The 17,133-nt window shown below is 33.7% G+C and carries 17 protein-coding genes and 2 pseudogenes; 14 read left to right on the top strand and 5 right to left on the bottom strand.

Annotated elements, in window-relative coordinates; all coding sequences use genetic code 11:
- Nucleotides 1-6: 6 nt before the first annotated feature.
- The gene (gene purE, locus ABWU36_RS01920) at nucleotides 7-498 is read right to left on the bottom strand and encodes a 5-(carboxyamino)imidazole ribonucleotide mutase (protein ID WP_253307285.1); all 492 of its coding nucleotides are present in this window, start codon (nucleotides 496-498) and stop codon (nucleotides 7-9) included.
- Between the two features lie 435 nt (nucleotides 499-933).
- On the opposite strand from purE, the gene ABWU36_RS01915 reads away from it, so the two are divergent.
- The 10 genes from ABWU36_RS01915 to ABWU36_RS01870 all read left to right on the top strand — a co-directional run bounded on the left by ABWU36_RS01915 (nucleotide 934) and on the right by ABWU36_RS01870 (nucleotide 7,014).
- A complete protein-coding gene (locus ABWU36_RS01915; RefSeq protein WP_353273210.1) occupies nucleotides 934-1,230 on the top strand; it encodes a helix-turn-helix domain-containing protein in 297 nt (98 codons plus the stop codon).
- 60 nt (nucleotides 1,231-1,290) lie between these two features.
- Nucleotides 1,291-1,707, top strand: coding sequence for a DNA-directed RNA polymerase subunit omega (gene rpoZ / locus ABWU36_RS01910; RefSeq protein WP_253307286.1), 417 nt, complete (start codon nucleotides 1,291-1,293; stop codon nucleotides 1,705-1,707).
- Nucleotides 1,708-1,735: 28 nt separating this feature from the next.
- Nucleotides 1,736-1,981 carry a monovalent cation/H+ antiporter complex subunit F gene (locus ABWU36_RS01905; RefSeq protein WP_082860906.1) on the top strand — a complete coding sequence of 82 codons (246 nt, stop codon included), beginning with the start codon at nucleotides 1,736-1,738 and terminating at the stop codon, nucleotides 1,979-1,981.
- A 6-nt stretch (nucleotides 1,982-1,987) separates the two neighbouring features.
- Entirely contained in the window at nucleotides 1,988-2,275 is a 288-nt protein-coding gene (gene mnhG, locus ABWU36_RS01900) for a monovalent cation/H(+) antiporter subunit G (RefSeq protein WP_096617042.1), read from the top strand.
- A gap of 1 nt (nucleotide 2,276) precedes the next feature.
- Nucleotides 2,277-2,804, top strand: coding sequence for a DUF4040 domain-containing protein (locus ABWU36_RS01895; RefSeq protein WP_264688399.1), 528 nt, complete (start codon nucleotides 2,277-2,279; stop codon nucleotides 2,802-2,804).
- Nucleotides 2,797-3,216, top strand: a complete 420-nt coding sequence (locus ABWU36_RS01890; RefSeq protein WP_164224942.1) for a Na(+)/H(+) antiporter subunit B — start codon at nucleotides 2,797-2,799, stop codon at nucleotides 3,214-3,216. Before ABWU36_RS01895 ends, ABWU36_RS01890 begins: the two co-directional genes overlap by 8 nt.
- Nucleotides 3,213-3,539: a cation:proton antiporter subunit C gene (locus ABWU36_RS01885; RefSeq protein ID WP_253307288.1), complete on the top strand. Its 327-nt coding sequence runs from the start codon at nucleotides 3,213-3,215 to the stop codon at nucleotides 3,537-3,539. The genes ABWU36_RS01890 and ABWU36_RS01885 overlap by 4 nt, the downstream gene beginning before the upstream one ends.
- Before the next feature lie 123 nt (nucleotides 3,540-3,662).
- A complete protein-coding gene (gene rpoD, locus ABWU36_RS01880) occupies nucleotides 3,663-5,606 on the top strand; it encodes an RNA polymerase sigma factor RpoD (protein WP_353272931.1) in 1,944 nt (647 codons plus the stop codon).
- A gap of 207 nt (nucleotides 5,607-5,813) precedes the next feature.
- Nucleotides 5,814-6,794, top strand: a complete 981-nt coding sequence (locus ABWU36_RS01875; RefSeq protein WP_253307290.1) for an SGNH/GDSL hydrolase family protein — start codon at nucleotides 5,814-5,816, stop codon at nucleotides 6,792-6,794.
- Nucleotides 6,795-6,879: 85 nt separating this feature from the next.
- Nucleotides 6,880-7,014 (top strand): hypothetical protein, encoded by a 135-nt coding sequence (locus tag ABWU36_RS01870; protein WP_265016477.1) that lies wholly within the window; start codon nucleotides 6,880-6,882, stop codon nucleotides 7,012-7,014.
- A 128-nt stretch (nucleotides 7,015-7,142) separates the two neighbouring features.
- Here the strand turns inward: ABWU36_RS01870 and ABWU36_RS01865 are convergent, their stop codons facing one another.
- Together ABWU36_RS01865 and ABWU36_RS01860 are read right to left on the bottom strand one after the other, a co-directional pair.
- Complete coding sequence (locus tag ABWU36_RS01865; protein ID WP_353272930.1) at nucleotides 7,143-8,231, bottom strand: hypothetical protein; 1,089 nt, start codon at nucleotides 8,229-8,231, stop codon at nucleotides 7,143-7,145.
- Nucleotides 8,232-8,563: 332 nt separating this feature from the next.
- Nucleotides 8,564-8,878, bottom strand: a complete 315-nt coding sequence (locus ABWU36_RS01860) for a hypothetical protein (RefSeq protein WP_353272929.1) — start codon at nucleotides 8,876-8,878, stop codon at nucleotides 8,564-8,566.
- A 935-nt stretch (nucleotides 8,879-9,813) separates the two neighbouring features.
- Here ABWU36_RS01860 and ABWU36_RS01855 point away from each other — a divergent pair.
- From ABWU36_RS01855 to ABWU36_RS01845, 3 genes and pseudogenes are all read left to right on the top strand, one after another.
- Nucleotides 9,814-10,839 (top strand): extracellular solute-binding protein, encoded by a 1,026-nt coding sequence (locus ABWU36_RS01855; RefSeq protein ID WP_353272928.1) that lies wholly within the window; start codon nucleotides 9,814-9,816, stop codon nucleotides 10,837-10,839.
- Between the two features lie 203 nt (nucleotides 10,840-11,042).
- The gene (locus tag ABWU36_RS01850) at nucleotides 11,043-11,939 is read left to right on the top strand and encodes an aspartate carbamoyltransferase catalytic subunit (RefSeq protein WP_253307260.1); all 897 of its coding nucleotides are present in this window, start codon (nucleotides 11,043-11,045) and stop codon (nucleotides 11,937-11,939) included.
- 325 nt (nucleotides 11,940-12,264) lie between these two features.
- Nucleotides 12,265-12,417, top strand: a pseudogene (locus tag ABWU36_RS01845) (IS4 family transposase); the annotation flags it as partial.
- Between the two features lie 121 nt (nucleotides 12,418-12,538).
- Here ABWU36_RS01845 and rho read toward each other — a convergent pair.
- Together rho and ABWU36_RS01835 are read right to left on the bottom strand one after the other, a co-directional pair.
- Nucleotides 12,539-13,942, bottom strand: coding sequence for a transcription termination factor Rho (gene rho, locus ABWU36_RS01840; RefSeq protein ID WP_264328936.1), 1,404 nt, complete (start codon nucleotides 13,940-13,942; stop codon nucleotides 12,539-12,541).
- Nucleotides 13,943-14,134: 192 nt separating this feature from the next.
- Nucleotides 14,135-14,743, bottom strand: a complete 609-nt coding sequence (locus ABWU36_RS01835) for a cell cycle transcriptional regulator TrcR (protein ID WP_064124724.1) — start codon at nucleotides 14,741-14,743, stop codon at nucleotides 14,135-14,137.
- Between the two features lie 334 nt (nucleotides 14,744-15,077).
- Between ABWU36_RS01835 and ABWU36_RS01830 the strand changes: the two are divergent.
- A pseudogene (locus ABWU36_RS01830) lies at nucleotides 15,078-16,889 on the top strand (SurA N-terminal domain-containing protein); the annotation flags it as partial.
- Nucleotides 16,890-17,133: the final 244 nt, after the last annotated feature.

Raw genomic sequence — 17,133 nt, 5'->3', positions numbered from 1 at the left:
GATTTATTATGAAACTGGTTTTTCTTTTACTTCTTTGGTCTGTCTCTCTCTCCACTTTTTTAACCTACCTGCAATTTCACTGTTGGAAATTGACAATATAGATACGGCGGTAATGGCAGCATTATATGCTCCATTTTCTCCTATAGACATGGTTGCAACTGGAACACCCTTTGGCATTTGAACTATAGAGAGTAGACTGTCCAGCCCATTTAATTGTTTACTATGCACAGGAACGCCGATAACTGGTAAACAAGTTAATGACGCAACCATACCAGGTAAATGAGCTGCACCTCCTGCACCAGCTATAATAACCTTGAAACCTTCTTCTTGTGCAGATTTAGCAAAATTGAAGAGCCTTTCTGGTGTTCTATGTGCAGATATTATGAATATGTCATGTGAAACTTCTAATGCTTTTAGCATATCGACAGTATGGACCATAGTGGTGTAATCTGACTCACTTCCCATAATAACAGCAACATCTTTTTTTATTTTTGTCATATTCAACACAATTTTACTTACTAACTAAATAGTGTTCCAGCTAAAAAGCAACAAATATTTAAGTTATATTATAAATATAGTATATAGAATTCTCGTTAAAATAGAAATTTTAAAAATTTAAATAAATATCTATGTTAAGATATAGAGATATAAACTTCTTATGTAAGATAAATTTATAAAATAATTATTTTTGTATTTCAAGCTTTGTAATTTTAGCTTGTTCTTTCTGTAAATGATTTTTTCAGAGAGGCTGATGGTAAAATGGTAATTTAAAATTACTAGAAATTTGATTGAAATATTAATATACAATCAACTTAAAGTTTTAAATTTGATATCATATAATTATTGACAAGTTATATGATATTAATATCTTGGTATATTAAATATTATGCTATAATATTTAATAAAGTTAATTGATATGTGAGTGTAAGAATTATGGAAATAATATCGTTAAATAACTTAGACAGTGCAGCAATAAAAACAAAGTTGCTTTATATAATAAATAAAATTATAGAAAAAAATGCTTGGACTCAGGCTTTTACAGCTGAGAAACTTGGTATTGATCAGCCAAAGGTATCACAAATTAAAAATGGTAAAATAGATGGTTTTTCTTTAGAGCGATTGTTAGGATTTCTAAAAAAACTTGATCATGAAATAACAATCACGATGACAGAAAGCCAAGAAATAAAATCTGAGGCAGAAAAAGTAAAACATGAAGTTGAATCGCAATAGATACAAAGTTGACAACTTGTTTTTTGTGATATAGTATAAAACTTATTAAGGTAGTATCTTATGGCTGAGTCTATTGTAGAAAAGTGTACAGAACAGGTAAGTAACCGTTTCAAATTGGTTCTATTGGCAAGTCAAAGAACACATGATTTAAATACAGGAGCAAGTAATCCAGTTCAAACAGTTCAGTTTAAAGACCATAAAAACACCATAGTTTCCTTATATGAAATAGCAGAAAAACAGGTGGATACTCATGAGCTATTTAACCTTTTGGTAGGTAGATGCAAGGAGTACATGAAAGGAAATATGAATAATGTTTACAGCAGTAATACAAGTAAGCTAGCGAATTTATTAAATTTTTCTGATGGTCAATTTAACACAGATCTTGATGCAAGTCAAGAAAGCCAAGATTATGAAGTGGATGGTGAAATAGATGATGAAATAAATGATCAAGATGGCGATGAAGAAGTATCCGTTTAGAAATCTACTGAAGTTACATAGTCTTTAAATGCTTCACATTGCTATCTATACACTGTTGTTCTGTATGAGTATAATGTTGTGCCGCATAGTGTCTAAGTCAAGTGATGTGTACAATAAGGTTTTAGCGTTCAATAATTTCTCAACGCAAGTAGTTGTACTCATAACAGCAATATCAATCATTCTGAATAATTTTTTTTTAATTGATATAGCATTGTTGTATGCTAGCGTTAGCTTTATATCAACTATAGCACTAATGAGATTAATGTTGTTTTAATAATTTATGATAGGATCCGTTCTTATATTTTTAGGCATTTGTTCAGTAATCATTTCAAGTGTGGGAGTAATTAGATTTCCTGATTTCTATACTAGGTTACATGCAGCAGGTATTACAGATTCTAGCGGTGCAACGCTATTGTTAATTGGTTTTGCTTTGCAGAATGGATTTTCAATCAATACTGTTAAAATAATATTATTAATTCTTATAATATGGGTAGCTAGCTCAACTAATGGCTATATTTTAGCGCGCACTTATTATAAAGTTAAGAAAAAAACTGTTAAAGAAGGTTAAGGTGTTAGAAATATTAAATGTAGTGCTACTTTTGTTGTTACTAACAGTTACGGTTTTTATAGTCTTCTCGCGACATTTAGTCGTAAGTGCTGTTCTAATGTGTGTATTTAGTTCACTTATTGCGCTTATATACTTAATTATGAATGCACCTGATGTTGCAATTACTGAAGCTTCTGTTGGTGCGGGGCTCAGTACGATTTTTACGTTTGCAGCACTCTCCTTGATAAAGAATCATAAAGTAAATCTATCTCATAACCCTATAACGCTTTTTTTTATGTTATTTCTGGCTGTATGTTTGTCATATTTTATGATTCAATTGCCAGATTTTGGCAGCCACAATGCTCCGATCCACTTGCATGTTGCTCCTTATTATGTGGAAAATACCGAAAAAGCTACCGGTATTCCTAATATAGTGACAGCTGTTTTGGCAAGCTTTCGTGGTTATGACACGTTTGGAGAAACTATAGTAGTTTTTACTGCTGCGCTTTGTATAACGTTGATATTAAAAGAAGAAAAAGACAATGATTAAAGATCCGATATTAAATGCAGTAACATTTTTGATGATACCTTTTATCATTTTATTTGGTTTATACATACAATTTCACGGTGATTACACTCCGGGTGGAGGTTTTCAAGCAGGAATAATTATTGCCTCCGGGATAATATTATATTCAATGCTATTTGGTGTATCTACAACTCTAAAAGCAATACCTTATTCTGTGATTAGATTGACTAACGTGTTAGGTATTTTAATTTATGGAGGAACGGGCGTTGCAACAACTTTACTTGGCCAAAATTTTTTATCTTATGATATCTTGTCAGCCAATAATAGAACCGGTCAAAAATTGGGTATTTTTTTGGTGGAATTAGGTGTAGCATTTACTGTCTGCTCCTCTATGTTAATTATATATATGAATTTTGCTCGTAGGAAAAAACAATGACTTTATATAATTATACGATTATTATTGTATTAATGGTGCTAGGTTTATATATTATTATAAACGATAAAAATTTAATCAAGAAAATGATAGGGGTAAGCGTCTTCCAAGCATCTGTTTTGTTGTTTTACATATCTCTAGGATATATAAAAAGTTCTTTGCCTCCTATATTGGTTTCAAATTTTTATTCATATAGCAATCCTATACCTCATGTTTTAATGCTTACTGCTATAGTGGTTGGAATTGCAACATTTTCAGTTGGATTGTCCATAGCAGTAAAAATGGAAGAAAAGTATGGAACAATTGATCAAGACAAGTGTACATAAATTAACAGTATCTTAAACTATATGAAGTAACGAATAGCCACAAGTTAAAAGTAAAATTATAGACTTGCTCGTTGTAAGTTTATTTGTTAATAAGAAATAAAATTATAAACTATAAAGGTAATGATGTCAACTATTAATGATGCAGAAGATAAGAAAAAAGTTATCAGAGATCTTGTAACTAAAAGTATAAAAAAAGGTGGTTTTGTCACCTTTGATGATATAAATGATAAATTATCAGATGAAAATTTTTCGTCTGATTTTATAGATGATGCTATATCTTTATTGCAGGATTCCGGAATTAATGTGCTTGAAAGTAGCGAAGATGAAGAAGATATTCCTTCCAACAGTGATGATAGTAAACTTGATGATGATGACATATCGCCAAATATTACTGCAACTTTAGTACAAAATGATGATCCAGTGAGGATTTATTTACAAGACATGAGCTCTGTAAAGCTTTTGTCAAGGGCAGATGAAATCGAGATAGCAAAAAAAATTGAATCTGAAAAGCATAACATGTTACGTGCAATAATTGAAACATCAGTAACATTAAAGGTGATAAAAGTATGGCGTGATGATTTAAGTAGTGGAGCTCTCTTACTGAGAGAAATTATAGATCTGGATGCAATTTATAACTCTGACTTTAATGTGGTACCCAAAGAAGAGAGTGAAGAAAGTGCTGAAGATGTTGAGGATTCTGAGGATGTTTCTGAAGATGCTGAGTACTGTAGTGATGATGAGAAAGATAGTAAAAAAAGTGATGATGAGAAAGACGGTGATAATGAAGATATAAATTCAGCGAATTTAAATGTTTCTATTCTTGAAATGGAAAGTGACTTATTGCCAAAGGTCATAGTTGCATTGGATGAGATAATTACTTTAACAAATGAAGCATTGGTATTAAGAAAAAATTCTAAAGATTCCTCTGATGAACTAGAGAATTTATATAGTCAAATATGGTCTATAGCATTACAAATTAAGTTAAGTGATGCTGCTGTTGCCAGAATTACACAAGAACTTTATAAGATAAATAGATCCATCACGCTTGAAGAGGCTAATCTTATTGCTGAGGCTAGAAAATACGATATCGATAGAGAAAGTTTCTATAAAGTTTATGATGACGTGCTTTTAAAGCACGAATTGAAAAAGATAATTCTTTTAAAGATCAATGAAAATCAGTCCTCTTTTACAGGTGAATTAAAAAACAAATTTTTAAGGTTTATAGACGATAACTCTGAACATATAGCTAGTACTTTGAACGGTATTAAGCAGCATATACAGGAAGATAACGTGCAAGAATTTAAGGAGCTAATCAGGAGAATACAAAAACACGAACGAGAAGTCTCTGAAGCAAAGCAAGAGATGATTAAGGCTAACTTAAGGCTAGTAGTTTCCATTGCTAAGAAGTATTCAAAAAGAGGCCTTGATCTGCTTGATTTGATACAAGAAGGCAATATTGGTCTTATGAAGGCCGTGGATAAGTTTGATTACAAACGTGGATATAAATTTTCAACTTATGGCACTTGGTGGGTAAGACAATCAATCACTAGGGCAATACCTGAGCAGTCTAAAGTAGTTAGAATACCAGTTCATATGGTAGAAGTTATCAGTAAAATCAACAGAGCATTAAGAAAAATGACTCATGAGATGGGAAGAGAGCCGACGTTAGAGGAATTAAGTGTAGAACTGACAATGCCACTGGAAAGAATACGCAAAGTTATGAAAATAGCAAGGGACCCAGTAAGTCTTGAAGCTCCAACAGGAAAGGATGATAGTAGTACCTTCGGTGATTGTATAGAAGATAAGCGAGTCTCCAGACCAGAGGATGCTGCAATACTTGCTGACTTGCGTGGCATTACAACCAATGTTCTTGCAACTTTAACACCAAAGGAAGAAAGAATTCTAAGAATGCGTTTTGGCCTTGGTAAAGATGGGAAGGAGCATACCTTAGAAGAAGTAGGAAAAATTTTTAATGTAACACGTGAGAGAATTAGGCAAATAGAGGCAAAAGCACTGCGCAAGTTGAAACATCCAAGCCGCGCTAGAAAATTTAGAGGGTTCTTTTAAGTATACGTGTCAAGTTAAGAAGAAGCTGATTTTGCCCGGAAAAAGTGGAGAAAAAGTCAGAGCGTTTTTAAAATAAAACGTTTTTTCAAAAAGGTATGATATGAAGGAAATGCACAATAAAGTTTAAAATGGGGGTTGTAAAAAAGTTGCACCGCTATTTTTTTTTATGAATCTAATGAAACAACATGCTAATCTACGGTAAATATTATGACAAACAAAAATGACAATTCTAATTCAAAGTATAGAAATTTTTATGTTCTGGGTGATAGTTTATCCGATAATGGCGCAATCATTGGAATTTTAAATAACTTATCCTTTGCAAAAAGCGTAAAGTTTGATGACCCTTTTTATCAAGGAGGATCTTTTAGCAATGGCCCCACTGCTGTTGAATATGTAGCAAAATATTTAGATTTAGACGAATTTAAACCTGGGTGGAGTTATTCATTTTTTGGGAAATGCCACGAACAGCAAGGTCAAAACTATGCAGTTTCATGTGCAACAGCATCTGAAATTTTTGACCCTATTTTTTATTATTTCTTCAATAAATTTCGTTTAGCTAACCAGCTAGATGCGGTAATTAAACATCATCCAGATATAGGTAAAGAAGATTTATTTTGCATCATAATCGGCGGAAATGATGTTATGGTTGCCACTGCTTATGACGATACTAAAGCGGAAGAAGTGTTGGAACAAGCAGTGAGTGAAATATGTAATGCACTTAAGGTTCTAAATGAACATGGTGTTAAGCATGTAGTTGTTGCAAACGCACCTGAAGTTGGCTCAATACCAGCTTTTAATAGAGATGAAGAAGCAAGGGAACTAGCTACGAAGCTCACAGAGAGTTTCAATGCAAAATTGGCTAATGGCTTAGATTATATGAAGAAAAGTACAAATCTTGAAATAAAAGCATTTGATCTTAACTCTAAAATGAAAAGTATGCTTAGCGAATACAAGAGCAAAGGTTTAAATTGTCAAGATGCATGCACATCGAACATTGCAGACCAAATTGGGAGATTTAAAGAAAATATAAAAATACTCTTAAAGTTGATATTTAAAGGGGAACTTGACGTTCACTATAACCCTGGGTGTAGCGAAGAAACACTAAAGGATTATTTCTTTTTTGATTATTTCCATCCAACTGCAGAACTTCATCATGAAGTTGGTAATGAAGTGTATGAGTTGATTTGACACAGTTTTTTGAACATTCCCTAGATCCCAGTGTCCCTATGATGTCATCCCAGTGCTTGACACTGGGAACCAGAAAAGTTTGCTTGTGAACAAGCAAACTAGCACAGAAAGTGATTACAACATTTTCGATGAGATTATATGGAAAACTGGATCCCAGTGTCTGGGCACTGGGATGACATCGTTTACTATGTGCCATATTGCAATGTTCGTACAGCTGTGAGTCACGCACTTTGCTTCAATATTTGCACATTAGCCACTCCTCTGAACAGATACAGTCAGTTTAGCTATAACTTCCTAAGTTTGCTCACAATCTCTTGACTTGACCATATGTTTTTTTCCCAAATGTTACTATCTTCCTCCTTTTCCTTTCTCAATTTGTGCAACCATTTCCTTAACACTTACTTGTGTGGAAGGAGGATTTTTGCTGACATGAGATTTTGGATCAGATTTTGCTGTTATGTGTTTCGTTGCAGATCTTTTATTCTCTGTTAGAAATGAATGAGATTGTTTTTTCTTCACACCGATATCCGCTTGTGCTGCTGGGGTAGTTTTGCTTTCAGCAAGCCGTACATTAGCATTTCCTTTTGCTTGATTTTGCTCAAATTTTTCTTTTAATGCCTTTACTTTACTGCCCATCTCGCGATTAGCTCCTCCTTTCATAGTAGCTGCTGCTACTTTTGGTATCGCCTTACCAGCAGCTTTTTGTGCTGATTTCCTATTGTCTTGATTTTCAGATTTTAGTGGTACTGTAGGTTTACTTTCAGCTGATTTTTTAAGAATTACTTCTACTACTTTTGGCTCTGTGCTTACTTTTTGATCAGCACGGCTTAGATTTTTAGGCTTTGGCGGTACTGCAGGTTTATCTTTGACTACCACTTTCGATTCTTGTCTAACTTCTTGACCAGTAGTAAACATTTTTTTTGGCACTTGCGATGCTCTTGGTGGTTTTGGTAGTACGAGGGATTGAGGTTGTTGTTTCTGCTTACGTTTTCTTTTTGCCTCTATATGTTCTTTAGAAACTGTTGCATAAATTGGCTCTTCTTTGGGCGATTTTGAACTCTGCGAATTTTCTATTAAAATTTTACTCTTCTTCTCTTGATAATTTGATATGTCTTCATATTCATGCTCTTCATTTAATAAACTTCCATAGCCTAAATCTTCTCTCTGCTCATATAAAGGATTTTCCTTTTGCTTTTTCTCTTGATAATGTGATATGTCTTCATATTCATGCTCTTCATTTAATGAACTTCCATAGCCTGAATCTCCTGCTTGTAGATCATATAAAGGATTTTCTTCTTGCTTTGACGCTGTTCTATCCTCTAAGTTCACTCCATACAATTTATGTTCCTCCTGATTTTTTTTACTTTGCTCTAAATCTGAAATTTTCTTTAAAACATTTAGGTATTCGAATGTTATTTTTTCAGCAAGACTGGGCAATTTATCATTAGCAAAATTTCTTATATCGTTATCCTGAATGGCTTTGTTGCATCGCTACTTATGAAAGGCTAACTATAGCTAGGATTATAAGCAACCTATTGAAAATCTTGTTTTTTTGCAATCAATCTGATCAAATTTAAGAATAGTAATTTATTATTTATATTAATAAACTTAATTCTATTGAAAATAGCTAAAGCATTGAAATTCTTGAATTTTAGCCGGATTAGTGAGTGGTAGTGAAATTTCTTTTACTCAAATTTAGGTATTCACTGACCGTTCTTGTTATAAATACCAGAATAATAAGCTACTGATATTCTCCATCTTTTTTATCTTTAATCCATCATAGCTAGCGATGCAACAAAGCCATCCTGAATTGAAGCATCTTTTCCCAAGATTTTATTAAATGTTTCCTTGAATATTCCAAAAAAACCTGATGGCTTTTTGTTCACCGGTTCTATATAATTATTCAAGTCACTACATATAACAAACTTAGCTACATCTTCTGCCTTATCTGTAAAACTCTCTAATGTCTGGGATAAATCTCTCACTGTTTTATTATATTGTTCACCAATATTTTTCAGCTTTATAGCTTCTATCAAGGAGTCGAGATTTTTTTTATAGTTCTCACTTTTAAATGGATCATTCATACTAATTACAGCTCATTATTTATTAAAATATAGATCTAAAATATTAAGATCTAGTAAATATTACTTTTGTAATTCATGTAGAACTATAGCTATAATAAGTAATACGTCATACCGCCGCGGTATCTCTTAGCCGCTAACACGTAGCGGGATGACGAATATACCGCCACGAACCGTCATACCGCCGCGGTATCTCCTTAGCATAGATCCCGCTAACAAGTAGCGGGATGACGAAGTTATTGTCATGCCACCGCGAACCGCCATACCGCCGCAGACCGTCATACCGCCGCGGTATCTCCAGATCTCGCTAACACGTAGCGGGATGACGGTTGTCGTTTAGCCATAAATATTTAAGAAATTTACCAAACGAAAAAAAAGGCAAAAGAGGCCCTGGTCATTGTCTATTTTCTGTATTGGCGTTTTTTTAAGTCTTAAACACTGCAATTTAGCTGCTTTTAAGTGCAGCTCACCTTAGTTCAAATGTTTAAGAAATTTACTAAGCAGAAAAAAAGGCAAAAGAAACCCCGTGTTAGCTAGTTATCACTCTCTAATCCTGCAAATTGGCGTACTATACTGTCTTAAACGCTTTATAAGCGCGTTTCAGCTTGTGTAGGTAAAAACCTAGAAATGTTGTGAAGACATAAGGTGCACATAGTGCAAAAAATTAAAAATAAGACGCCAACTACGTTGTTTTTTTGCTGTTTAATCTGCACAGATGAAGATAACTGAATACCTTCAGTTTCATGATAAGGGGGCTGACGGAGTTTGTCAAGTAGGTTTTATGGCCTAGCGTCACGCGCTGGAATGACAATTTCGATTATTTCATACATTGACTTCGGTAAATCCAAATTATATTAGCTACATCTAACGAATTTTACACTTGCTAAGATTGCGCTATTTGAGTATCTTTAACTGAAAGAAGTTATTTTTTATCCAATATGAAAAAAGCCTTTATATTCACATCCTTAATAGCAGTTGTATTAATAGTCATTACTTTTTTGTATAAAAACAGCGGAACTGACAATTCACAAGTAATGAATGTCTATTCATCGCGCAAAGAAGAATTAGTACGTACTTTATTTGATGAATTTACAAAAAATACAGGCATTAAAGTACGTTACATCATTGATGATTATTCTCAGCTACTTTCACGCATGGAAAATGGCGGTGAAGCTGACTTGCTTTTAACTGCAGATGCAGTGAACCTGATTTTGGCAAAAAAAAGAGGGCTTTTATCTCAAGTGGATTCAGAGATTTTAAAAAGTGTTATACCTGCAAAATTTAGAGATAGTGAAGATTATTGGTTTGGCCTTACAAAAAGAACCAGAATATTAGTTTATAATAAAGAGTCAGTAAATCCTAAAAACTTAAGTACTTATGAAGATTTAGCAAATGAAAAATGGAAAGGAAAAATATTAGTGCGTTCTTCTACAAGTCCATATAACCGGTCATTGATTGCTTTTATGATTGCAAATAATGGTTTTGAAAAGACGAAAGAATGGGTAAGTGGAATTGTGAGTAATATGGCAAGAAAACCAAGTGGTGGTGATACTGACCAAATTTATGCTGTAGCTGCTGGTGAAGGAGATGTTGCAATAGTAAATAGTTATTACTTTGCAAGAATTCTTTCATCAGAAAATAAAAAGAATGTTATAGACAAGCTAGGGGCTTTTTTTCCTAATCGCAATGATCACGGCGTAATGGTAAACATCAGTGGTGCAGCAGTAACAAAAAACGCAAAAAACAGGGAAAATGCTATAGTCTTATTGGAATTTTTAGTAAGCAAGCAGGCTCAAGAGCTATACGCTAAAAAAAACCAAGAATACCCTGTTATTGAAGGCGTTGAAACTTCCGATATACTAAAGTCTTGGGGAAATTATCCACAAAGTGATTTACCTCTAAGTGAACTTGAGAAGCATCTTCTTGAGGCTGTTATGATAGCGGATGAGTGTAAGTGGAAGTAATCCCCAGTGCCACTGAACACTGGGATGAAAGATTTATGCTAATGTACCTTACTCTTGACTCGCTGAACTTTTTCTTCCTTCTAACTTAATTTTGACTTTACTATCTTTTTCTGTTCTTTCACCAAAACAATTGCTGCACAAGAGGTCTATTGAAAAACAATAATAAGAAAGTAGAATAGGTTCAAGTAGTTGAAAAGGAAACTATGCACAAGAGAAGGAATTTGTTAAACATCTCAGACCTTACAGTCGATGATGTAGAAAATATAACTAAGTTGGCTAACCAGTACCTTAAAAAAGAAGCTGCAAATAGTCATATCTTGGAAAATAAGACAGTAATAAATTTATTCTTTGAAGATTCAACGCGTACACTTGCGTCTTTTGAAATAGCAGCAAAAAGCCTTGGAGCAAATGTTGTAACTTTGCCAATAAGATCTTCTTCTATTAACAAGGGAGAAGATCTAAAAGACATGATCAAAACATTAAATGCAATGAATCCTGACTATATAATAATCAGGCAAAAAAATAGCGGTATTGTTAATATGCTGGCTAAGAATGTTAGCTGCTCGCTAATCAACGCAGGCGATGGAAGCAGTGAACACCCAACTCAAGCTCTTGCAGATTATCTTGTAATCAGCAGTCATAAAAAGCAAATAAAGGATCTCAAAGTTGTGATATGTGGAGATATTCTGCACAGCAGAGTTGCAAGGTCAAATATAAGGTTGCTAAAAATGTTTGGAGCAGAGATAAGCTTGGTCGCACCACCAACTTTGATTTGTAAGCATTTTCCTGAAGTAGATTCAGTCCATTATTCATTAATTGAAGGTATAAAGGATGCTGATGTAATCATGCTTTTAAGACTGCAGAAAGAGCGCATGAATAATAGTTGTTTTGTTCCTTCAGAGAAAGAATATTTTCATTTGTATGGACTTGATTCACAAAAGCTATCATACGCAAAACCAGATGCGATTGTTATGCACCCAGGGCCAATAAATAGAGGGATTGAGATTAGCAGCGATGTAGCAGATTGTGTTATTTTACAGCAAGTAGAATTTGGATTGGCAATACGTAAGGCAGTGCTGCACTATTATAGGCCTTGTTAATATTAAAAGATGCTACACAACTAATGCGAAAGAAGGGTTTTTTCATGAAATGACGAGAATGGTTTGAGAATGGCCATTAAGATGTTAAGGCCGAGGATATAGTGTGGAAGTTTTTACGAAAGCCTGAAGTCAATCAACAACCTTGCAGAACGGCAAATTAGACGGCTATCGTAAAAACAGCTTTTTCACCTGGTTGGAACGTGGGGAAAGGTTCGTGGAAGAATGTTGTCGATATTTTTGACATCACGTCTCAATGGCCAAAATCCCTTCCAAAAGTTACGACTGCTTAGTTCTTTATTCATTCTCACAATCCGTGAACGGTTACTTGTTTTTAGCGTTAAGCAGCAAAATTAATAATTTGAGAATTTTCCTGAAAAAACTTACCACAAACTGGTCACAATTTTCTGTGAAAGACAGATATAGAAAGACTAGAGTATCCACCTTAAGTTCATTGAATTTTCTTACCTTTGCTTCTTAACTTGACGCGTATAGTTTATTTAACGCTCCCTAAGTTCGCCATTGCCTGAACGGATACAATTATTTTAACTATAAAAGCGTTTTACTTTTTGCTCAGCATATCCATCATAACTGGCTTACTTTTAGTGATTCATGGAGTTAAAAAAGTCAGCATTGCTCTTTGTTAAAAGTAGTTTGTCACGTAAAAATTCCATTGCTTCAACAGATCCCATAGGATTGAGTATTCTACGCAACACCCATATTTTATTTAGTATAGCCTTATCAACTAATAGCTCTTCCTTCCTTGTTCCGGATTTTGTAATGTCAATAGCTGGAAATATACGTTTATCAGAAAGTTTTCTATCAAGTATAATCTCAGCGTTTCCTGTACCTTTAAACTCTTCAAAAATAACCTCATCCATTTTTGAACCAGTGTCTATAAGAGCTGTAGCAATGATTGTCAAAGAACCACCATTTTCAATATTACGAGCCGCTCCAAAAAAACGCTTGGGTCTCTGCAGTGCATTTGAATCCACACCACCAGTTAGAACTTTCCCAGACGAAGGAATAACAGCGTTATAAGCACGTGCAAGTCTAGTAATATTGTCAAGTAGGATTACCACATCTTTTTTATGCTCAACCATTCTTTTAGCTTTTTCTATTACTATTTCAGCAAGCTGTACGTGACGGTAAGCAGGCTCATCAAACGTAGAACTCACTACCTCACCTTTTACAGAACGTATCATATCTGTTACTTCTTCAGGTCTTTCATCTATAAGTAACACTATTAATTCTATTTCAGGGTGATTTATAGCTATAGAGTTAGCCATTTGCTGAAGCAATACAGTTTTTCCTGTGCGAGGTGGAGCAACTACTAACGCTCTTTGCCCTTTTCCAAGAGGAGCTACTATATCTATAGCACGCATGCTTAAGCCTTTTTTATCATCACCACTATTACACTCAAGTACTATGCTTTCCTCAGGATAAAGAGGAAGCAAATTATCAAAATGGACGTACTTTCTTAATTCACTGACTTCAGTAGAGTTTATACTTTGAACCTTAGTTAAAGTAAAATATCTTTCTTTATCACCAGGTGGCCTTATTTCTCCACATGCCATATCTCCTGTACGTAAATTAAACTTCTTTATTTGCCCGTTAGAAATATAAACATCATCGGTACTTGGAGCATAATTTGCACTTGCTGAACGTAAGAAACCGAAACCATCAGGCAATATTTCCACTATTCCACTCCCTGTGGTTATGCCTCCTTCTTCGCTCATTTTCTTCATTAAGCTGAATATCATTTCCTGCTTTAGCATTCTACCATTGCTTTTACCGTTAGTTGAAATTTTTCTTTCTTCAGCTAACTCTAACAATTCTTCTGCTGTTTTCTCTTTTAATTCGCTCAGATCTAATGTTTTTCTGTTTTTCTCAGTACCTTCATTGACCATCTGTTTTACTGTATCGTTATTGTGAATTTGCTCACTTTTTTCAGGTTGAGCTGTAACCTTTCCTTTTGCCAAAACATCTTCATTGATTGTTGTCATAATCCTCCAAAAATTTTAATTGATGCTTACTAACCTAAAATGTGACTATAAGATAATAAATTAGGCTGAGCTAGTTTTAGTGCGTATTAAGCTTAATTATTATTAAACCCCGTACTTTACTTACATTATACTAATAAACACTAGCAAGTCAAGTTAATTTAATGTTAACAAAGCACAAAAATTTGAGGATTTTCAATAGCTATTCTTTATATTTTTTAACCTTTCTTGCTTCTCTTCTTCTACTTTTGCTTTTTCCACTTCTGCTTCTAAATTTTCTTGACTACATAAGCCAAGTAGTACAGGATCTTGGGGTTTTATATTTTGCATGTTATGATGAGATCCATCTCTTACTTGCTCAACTGTGTAATTTGTTGTACTAATTAATTTAGCTATAACGTTATTATCCAAGATAGGAAATTTTTTTACTAAATAATAAATCGCATCAGGTTTATCTCTACGCCTTGCCGTAGAGGCAAAGCCAAGGATGCTACCAATCGCTTTACTCCTTTTTTTTATATTTTTTATAATCAAATTTGGTACACGGTTTGAATTTTTTTTGCAATCATCGATTTCTTTTTCAGTAATTACCCCAGAAATAATAGGGTTATATTTTTCAACTTCTATTTCCTCATCAGCTATGTCTTGTACTTCTTCAAGGGCCAACCTACAGCATTGTGCTATTTGATTAAAAGTTAAACCAGTGTTGTCTACTAACCAAGCAGCTATTTGCATTAGAAACTGTTTATTTCTATCGTTATTGCCCTTAGAAGATTCCATTGACATCAAAAAAGCATCTCCCATTTAAAGTATCCCTTACTGTTATACAGAGCTAAAATATAAGCTATTAAAACTAAAAAAGCATTAATTTTGTCATTCAATGACTTTTTGTTTGTCACTTCCCACCTCTTAAGTTAATTAAATGCGCTTACGTTTAAGCATATTTCAAACGATTCAAAAAAATATTTTCCCTTCTTAAGGTATAGTATAACTTAATCAAACATATGTTTCTATTTAAGAAAAGAGTTAAATTTTAAGTTAATATATTGTAATATTATATATATTAGCTAATAAAGCAACAGGTTTACAAGAATTAAATTATCACTATTCTATAATTAACCATTAATTAACTGAGTTTAAAATGAATGTTAAAAATTTTTTCACTAAAGTAACCGTTGTCCTTTTAGCTTGCTTATTAGTCTTCATGGGAATTGGCAACCTTTTATCAGGTGATGATGAAAAAGAAGAGGTAGCTAGGGTTGGAAAAGAAGTTATAACGTCAGATGAGTATAAATCACTATATCAAAATTATGAAAAGCAAATTTCTGGATCTGATGCGAGTAGAGAACAAGTAAAAAAGCTGAAATATGATTTGCTTAACGCACTTATAGAGCAAAAACTATTGTTTAACCTAATTAGTGAGCTGGGGTTGACAGTTGGAGAAGAGTCTATAAAAAACCATATTAAAAATACCAAATACTTTCAAAATGATAAAGGCGAATTTGACAAAAATAAATTCCATGAAACGCTAAATGACCTGCATATGACAGAGAAAGAGTATATAGCAAAGCTAGAGAAAGTTCTGCCTGCAATGATGTTCATGACTTCGTTATTTAAAGATAATTATCCGGTAACTTTTGGCGAGAGAGTTGATGAGCAGATATACAAAAGTCGCTACCAAACTAGAGTGGTTGATATTGTTAAAATAACTGAAGATGCAGTTACAAACATTCCTGAACCAGATGATCAAGCATTACTTGATTTGTACGAAAGAAATAAATCCCATTTTTATTATCCTGAGTATCGAACTGCGCAATATATTTCCCTAGGCCAAAAGTATTTTGAAGATCAAATCAAGATCTCAGATGAAGAAGTTGATGGTATAATAGAACAACAGGAACTAAAAGATCAAAGAGATGTATTCAATGTAATATTTTCTACCAAAGAAGAAGCTGAGACAGCAAGAAGAGCATTTGAGGAGGGTAAAACAAGCTTTGAACAGATAGTAGGAGAGTTTGGCAAAGCAAAACTTGAGGAAACTAGAGTAAATAATATAACTAAGGATTTTTTACCAGAAGACGTGAGGGAAAAGGTATTTGCTCTCAAAGTAGGTGAAGTAAGTGAAGTTTTAGCAAGCAGTTTTGGTTGGCATATAATAAAAGTGGAAAGTGCGCATCAAGTCTCTGATGAAGACTTAGTTGATTTAAAAAAAGACATAAAGTCAGTTCTAACTAACCAAAAGTCTTTTGAAAGAGTCAATGATTTCATAAACCAAGTGAACTATAAGATATACAATGGTTCAGAAATTGAAGAAATATTGAGTGAATATAATTTACCTATACAAACTATTGGTCCAGTAGATGCGAGTGGAAAAGATCAAAGCGGTAATAACGTAGGAGATTCTGGTGATTTGATTTCTTTCATTTTTTCGCGAGAAAAGGATCAGAAAGGTTATTTCAAGGGCGTTGGGGACGCTGTTGTTAGTGTAAAAATCATTGATATCGTTCCACCCAAATTGCAAAGTTTTGAAGAAGGCAGGGCATTAGCGGTAGAGCTTTGGTGTAGTGAGTTTATAAAAGAAAGAATGTTTAAAATTGGGCAAGAGGTTGCAGTTCAACTAAGAGAAAAAACAGATTTGGAAGAAATTCAAGGTGTGGAATTAGTTAAAGGTCAGCAGATGCAACGCAATGAAGTGGATCAACAAAACTACCCCTTTTCTTTTGTAGAAGAGATTTTCAATATGAAAACAACTGGTTCAGTGACAGACCCTATTCAATACAATAATGAAATTATAATAGGTGTTCTAAAAGAAATGCATTCATCAAATGGTAAATTAAACACGCTTGACACCGGAAAACGTGTGATGATATCGCTAAAAGAGCAATTAATTAGCTATCTGGAATCAAAGTATAAAGTCGAAGTTAATCACGCTATACTTGATGATATATAGTCAAAAATCTTATAAGTTGCTTCAAACGCATCCAGTGCCGAGACACACAACTGTACGAACATTGCGATTTGAGAGCAATCTTCACTAGGAAGGATGTCATCCCAGTCTGGGATCCAGGAATTTTATTAAGTATAAAAGTAGCCGTTTTATGTTAAAATACAACGTTTTAATGATTATGAAAAGGCTGGATTCCAGACTGGAATGACACCATTTGCTGTGCAATTTACCTTCAAAAATGAATGTT

The sequence above is a fragment of the Wolbachia endosymbiont (group A) of Portevinia maculata genome, assembly GCF_964028525.1.
Classification (GTDB): Bacteria; Pseudomonadota; Alphaproteobacteria; order Rickettsiales; family Anaplasmataceae; genus Wolbachia.
Note: the sequence above shows the minus strand (reverse complement) of the source record. Positions and strands in the feature narration are given on the sequence as shown.

What these genes read in the sequence shown, in the direction of transcription:
- purE (WP_253307285.1), bottom strand. Translation starts at nt 498, where the DNA reads ATGACAAAAATAAAAAAAGATGTTGCTGTTATTATGGGAAGTGAGTCA.
- ABWU36_RS01915 (WP_353273210.1), top strand. Translation starts at nt 934, where the DNA reads ATGGAAATAATATCGTTAAATAACTTAGACAGTGCAGCAATAAAAACA.
- rpoZ (WP_253307286.1), top strand. Translation starts at nt 1,291, where the DNA reads ATGGCTGAGTCTATTGTAGAAAAGTGTACAGAACAGGTAAGTAACCGT.
- ABWU36_RS01905 (WP_082860906.1), top strand. Translation starts at nt 1,736, where the DNA reads ATGCTTCACATTGCTATCTATACACTGTTGTTCTGTATGAGTATAATG.
- mnhG (WP_096617042.1), top strand. Translation starts at nt 1,988, where the DNA reads ATGATAGGATCCGTTCTTATATTTTTAGGCATTTGTTCAGTAATCATT.
- ABWU36_RS01890 (WP_164224942.1), top strand. Translation starts at nt 2,797, where the DNA reads ATGATTAAAGATCCGATATTAAATGCAGTAACATTTTTGATGATACCT.
- ABWU36_RS01885 (WP_253307288.1), top strand. Translation starts at nt 3,213, where the DNA reads ATGACTTTATATAATTATACGATTATTATTGTATTAATGGTGCTAGGT.
- rpoD (WP_353272931.1), top strand. Translation starts at nt 3,663, where the DNA reads ATGTCAACTATTAATGATGCAGAAGATAAGAAAAAAGTTATCAGAGAT.
- ABWU36_RS01875 (WP_253307290.1), top strand. Translation starts at nt 5,814, where the DNA reads ATGACAAACAAAAATGACAATTCTAATTCAAAGTATAGAAATTTTTAT.
- ABWU36_RS01860 (WP_353272929.1), bottom strand. Translation starts at nt 8,878, where the DNA reads ATGAATGATCCATTTAAAAGTGAGAACTATAAAAAAAATCTCGACTCC.
- ABWU36_RS01855 (WP_353272928.1), top strand. Translation starts at nt 9,814, where the DNA reads ATGAAAAAAGCCTTTATATTCACATCCTTAATAGCAGTTGTATTAATA.
- ABWU36_RS01850 (WP_253307260.1), top strand. Translation starts at nt 11,043, where the DNA reads ATGCACAAGAGAAGGAATTTGTTAAACATCTCAGACCTTACAGTCGAT.
- rho (WP_264328936.1), bottom strand. Translation starts at nt 13,942, where the DNA reads ATGACAACAATCAATGAAGATGTTTTGGCAAAAGGAAAGGTTACAGCT.
- ABWU36_RS01835 (WP_064124724.1), bottom strand. Translation starts at nt 14,743, where the DNA reads ATGGGAGATGCTTTTTTGATGTCAATGGAATCTTCTAAGGGCAATAAC.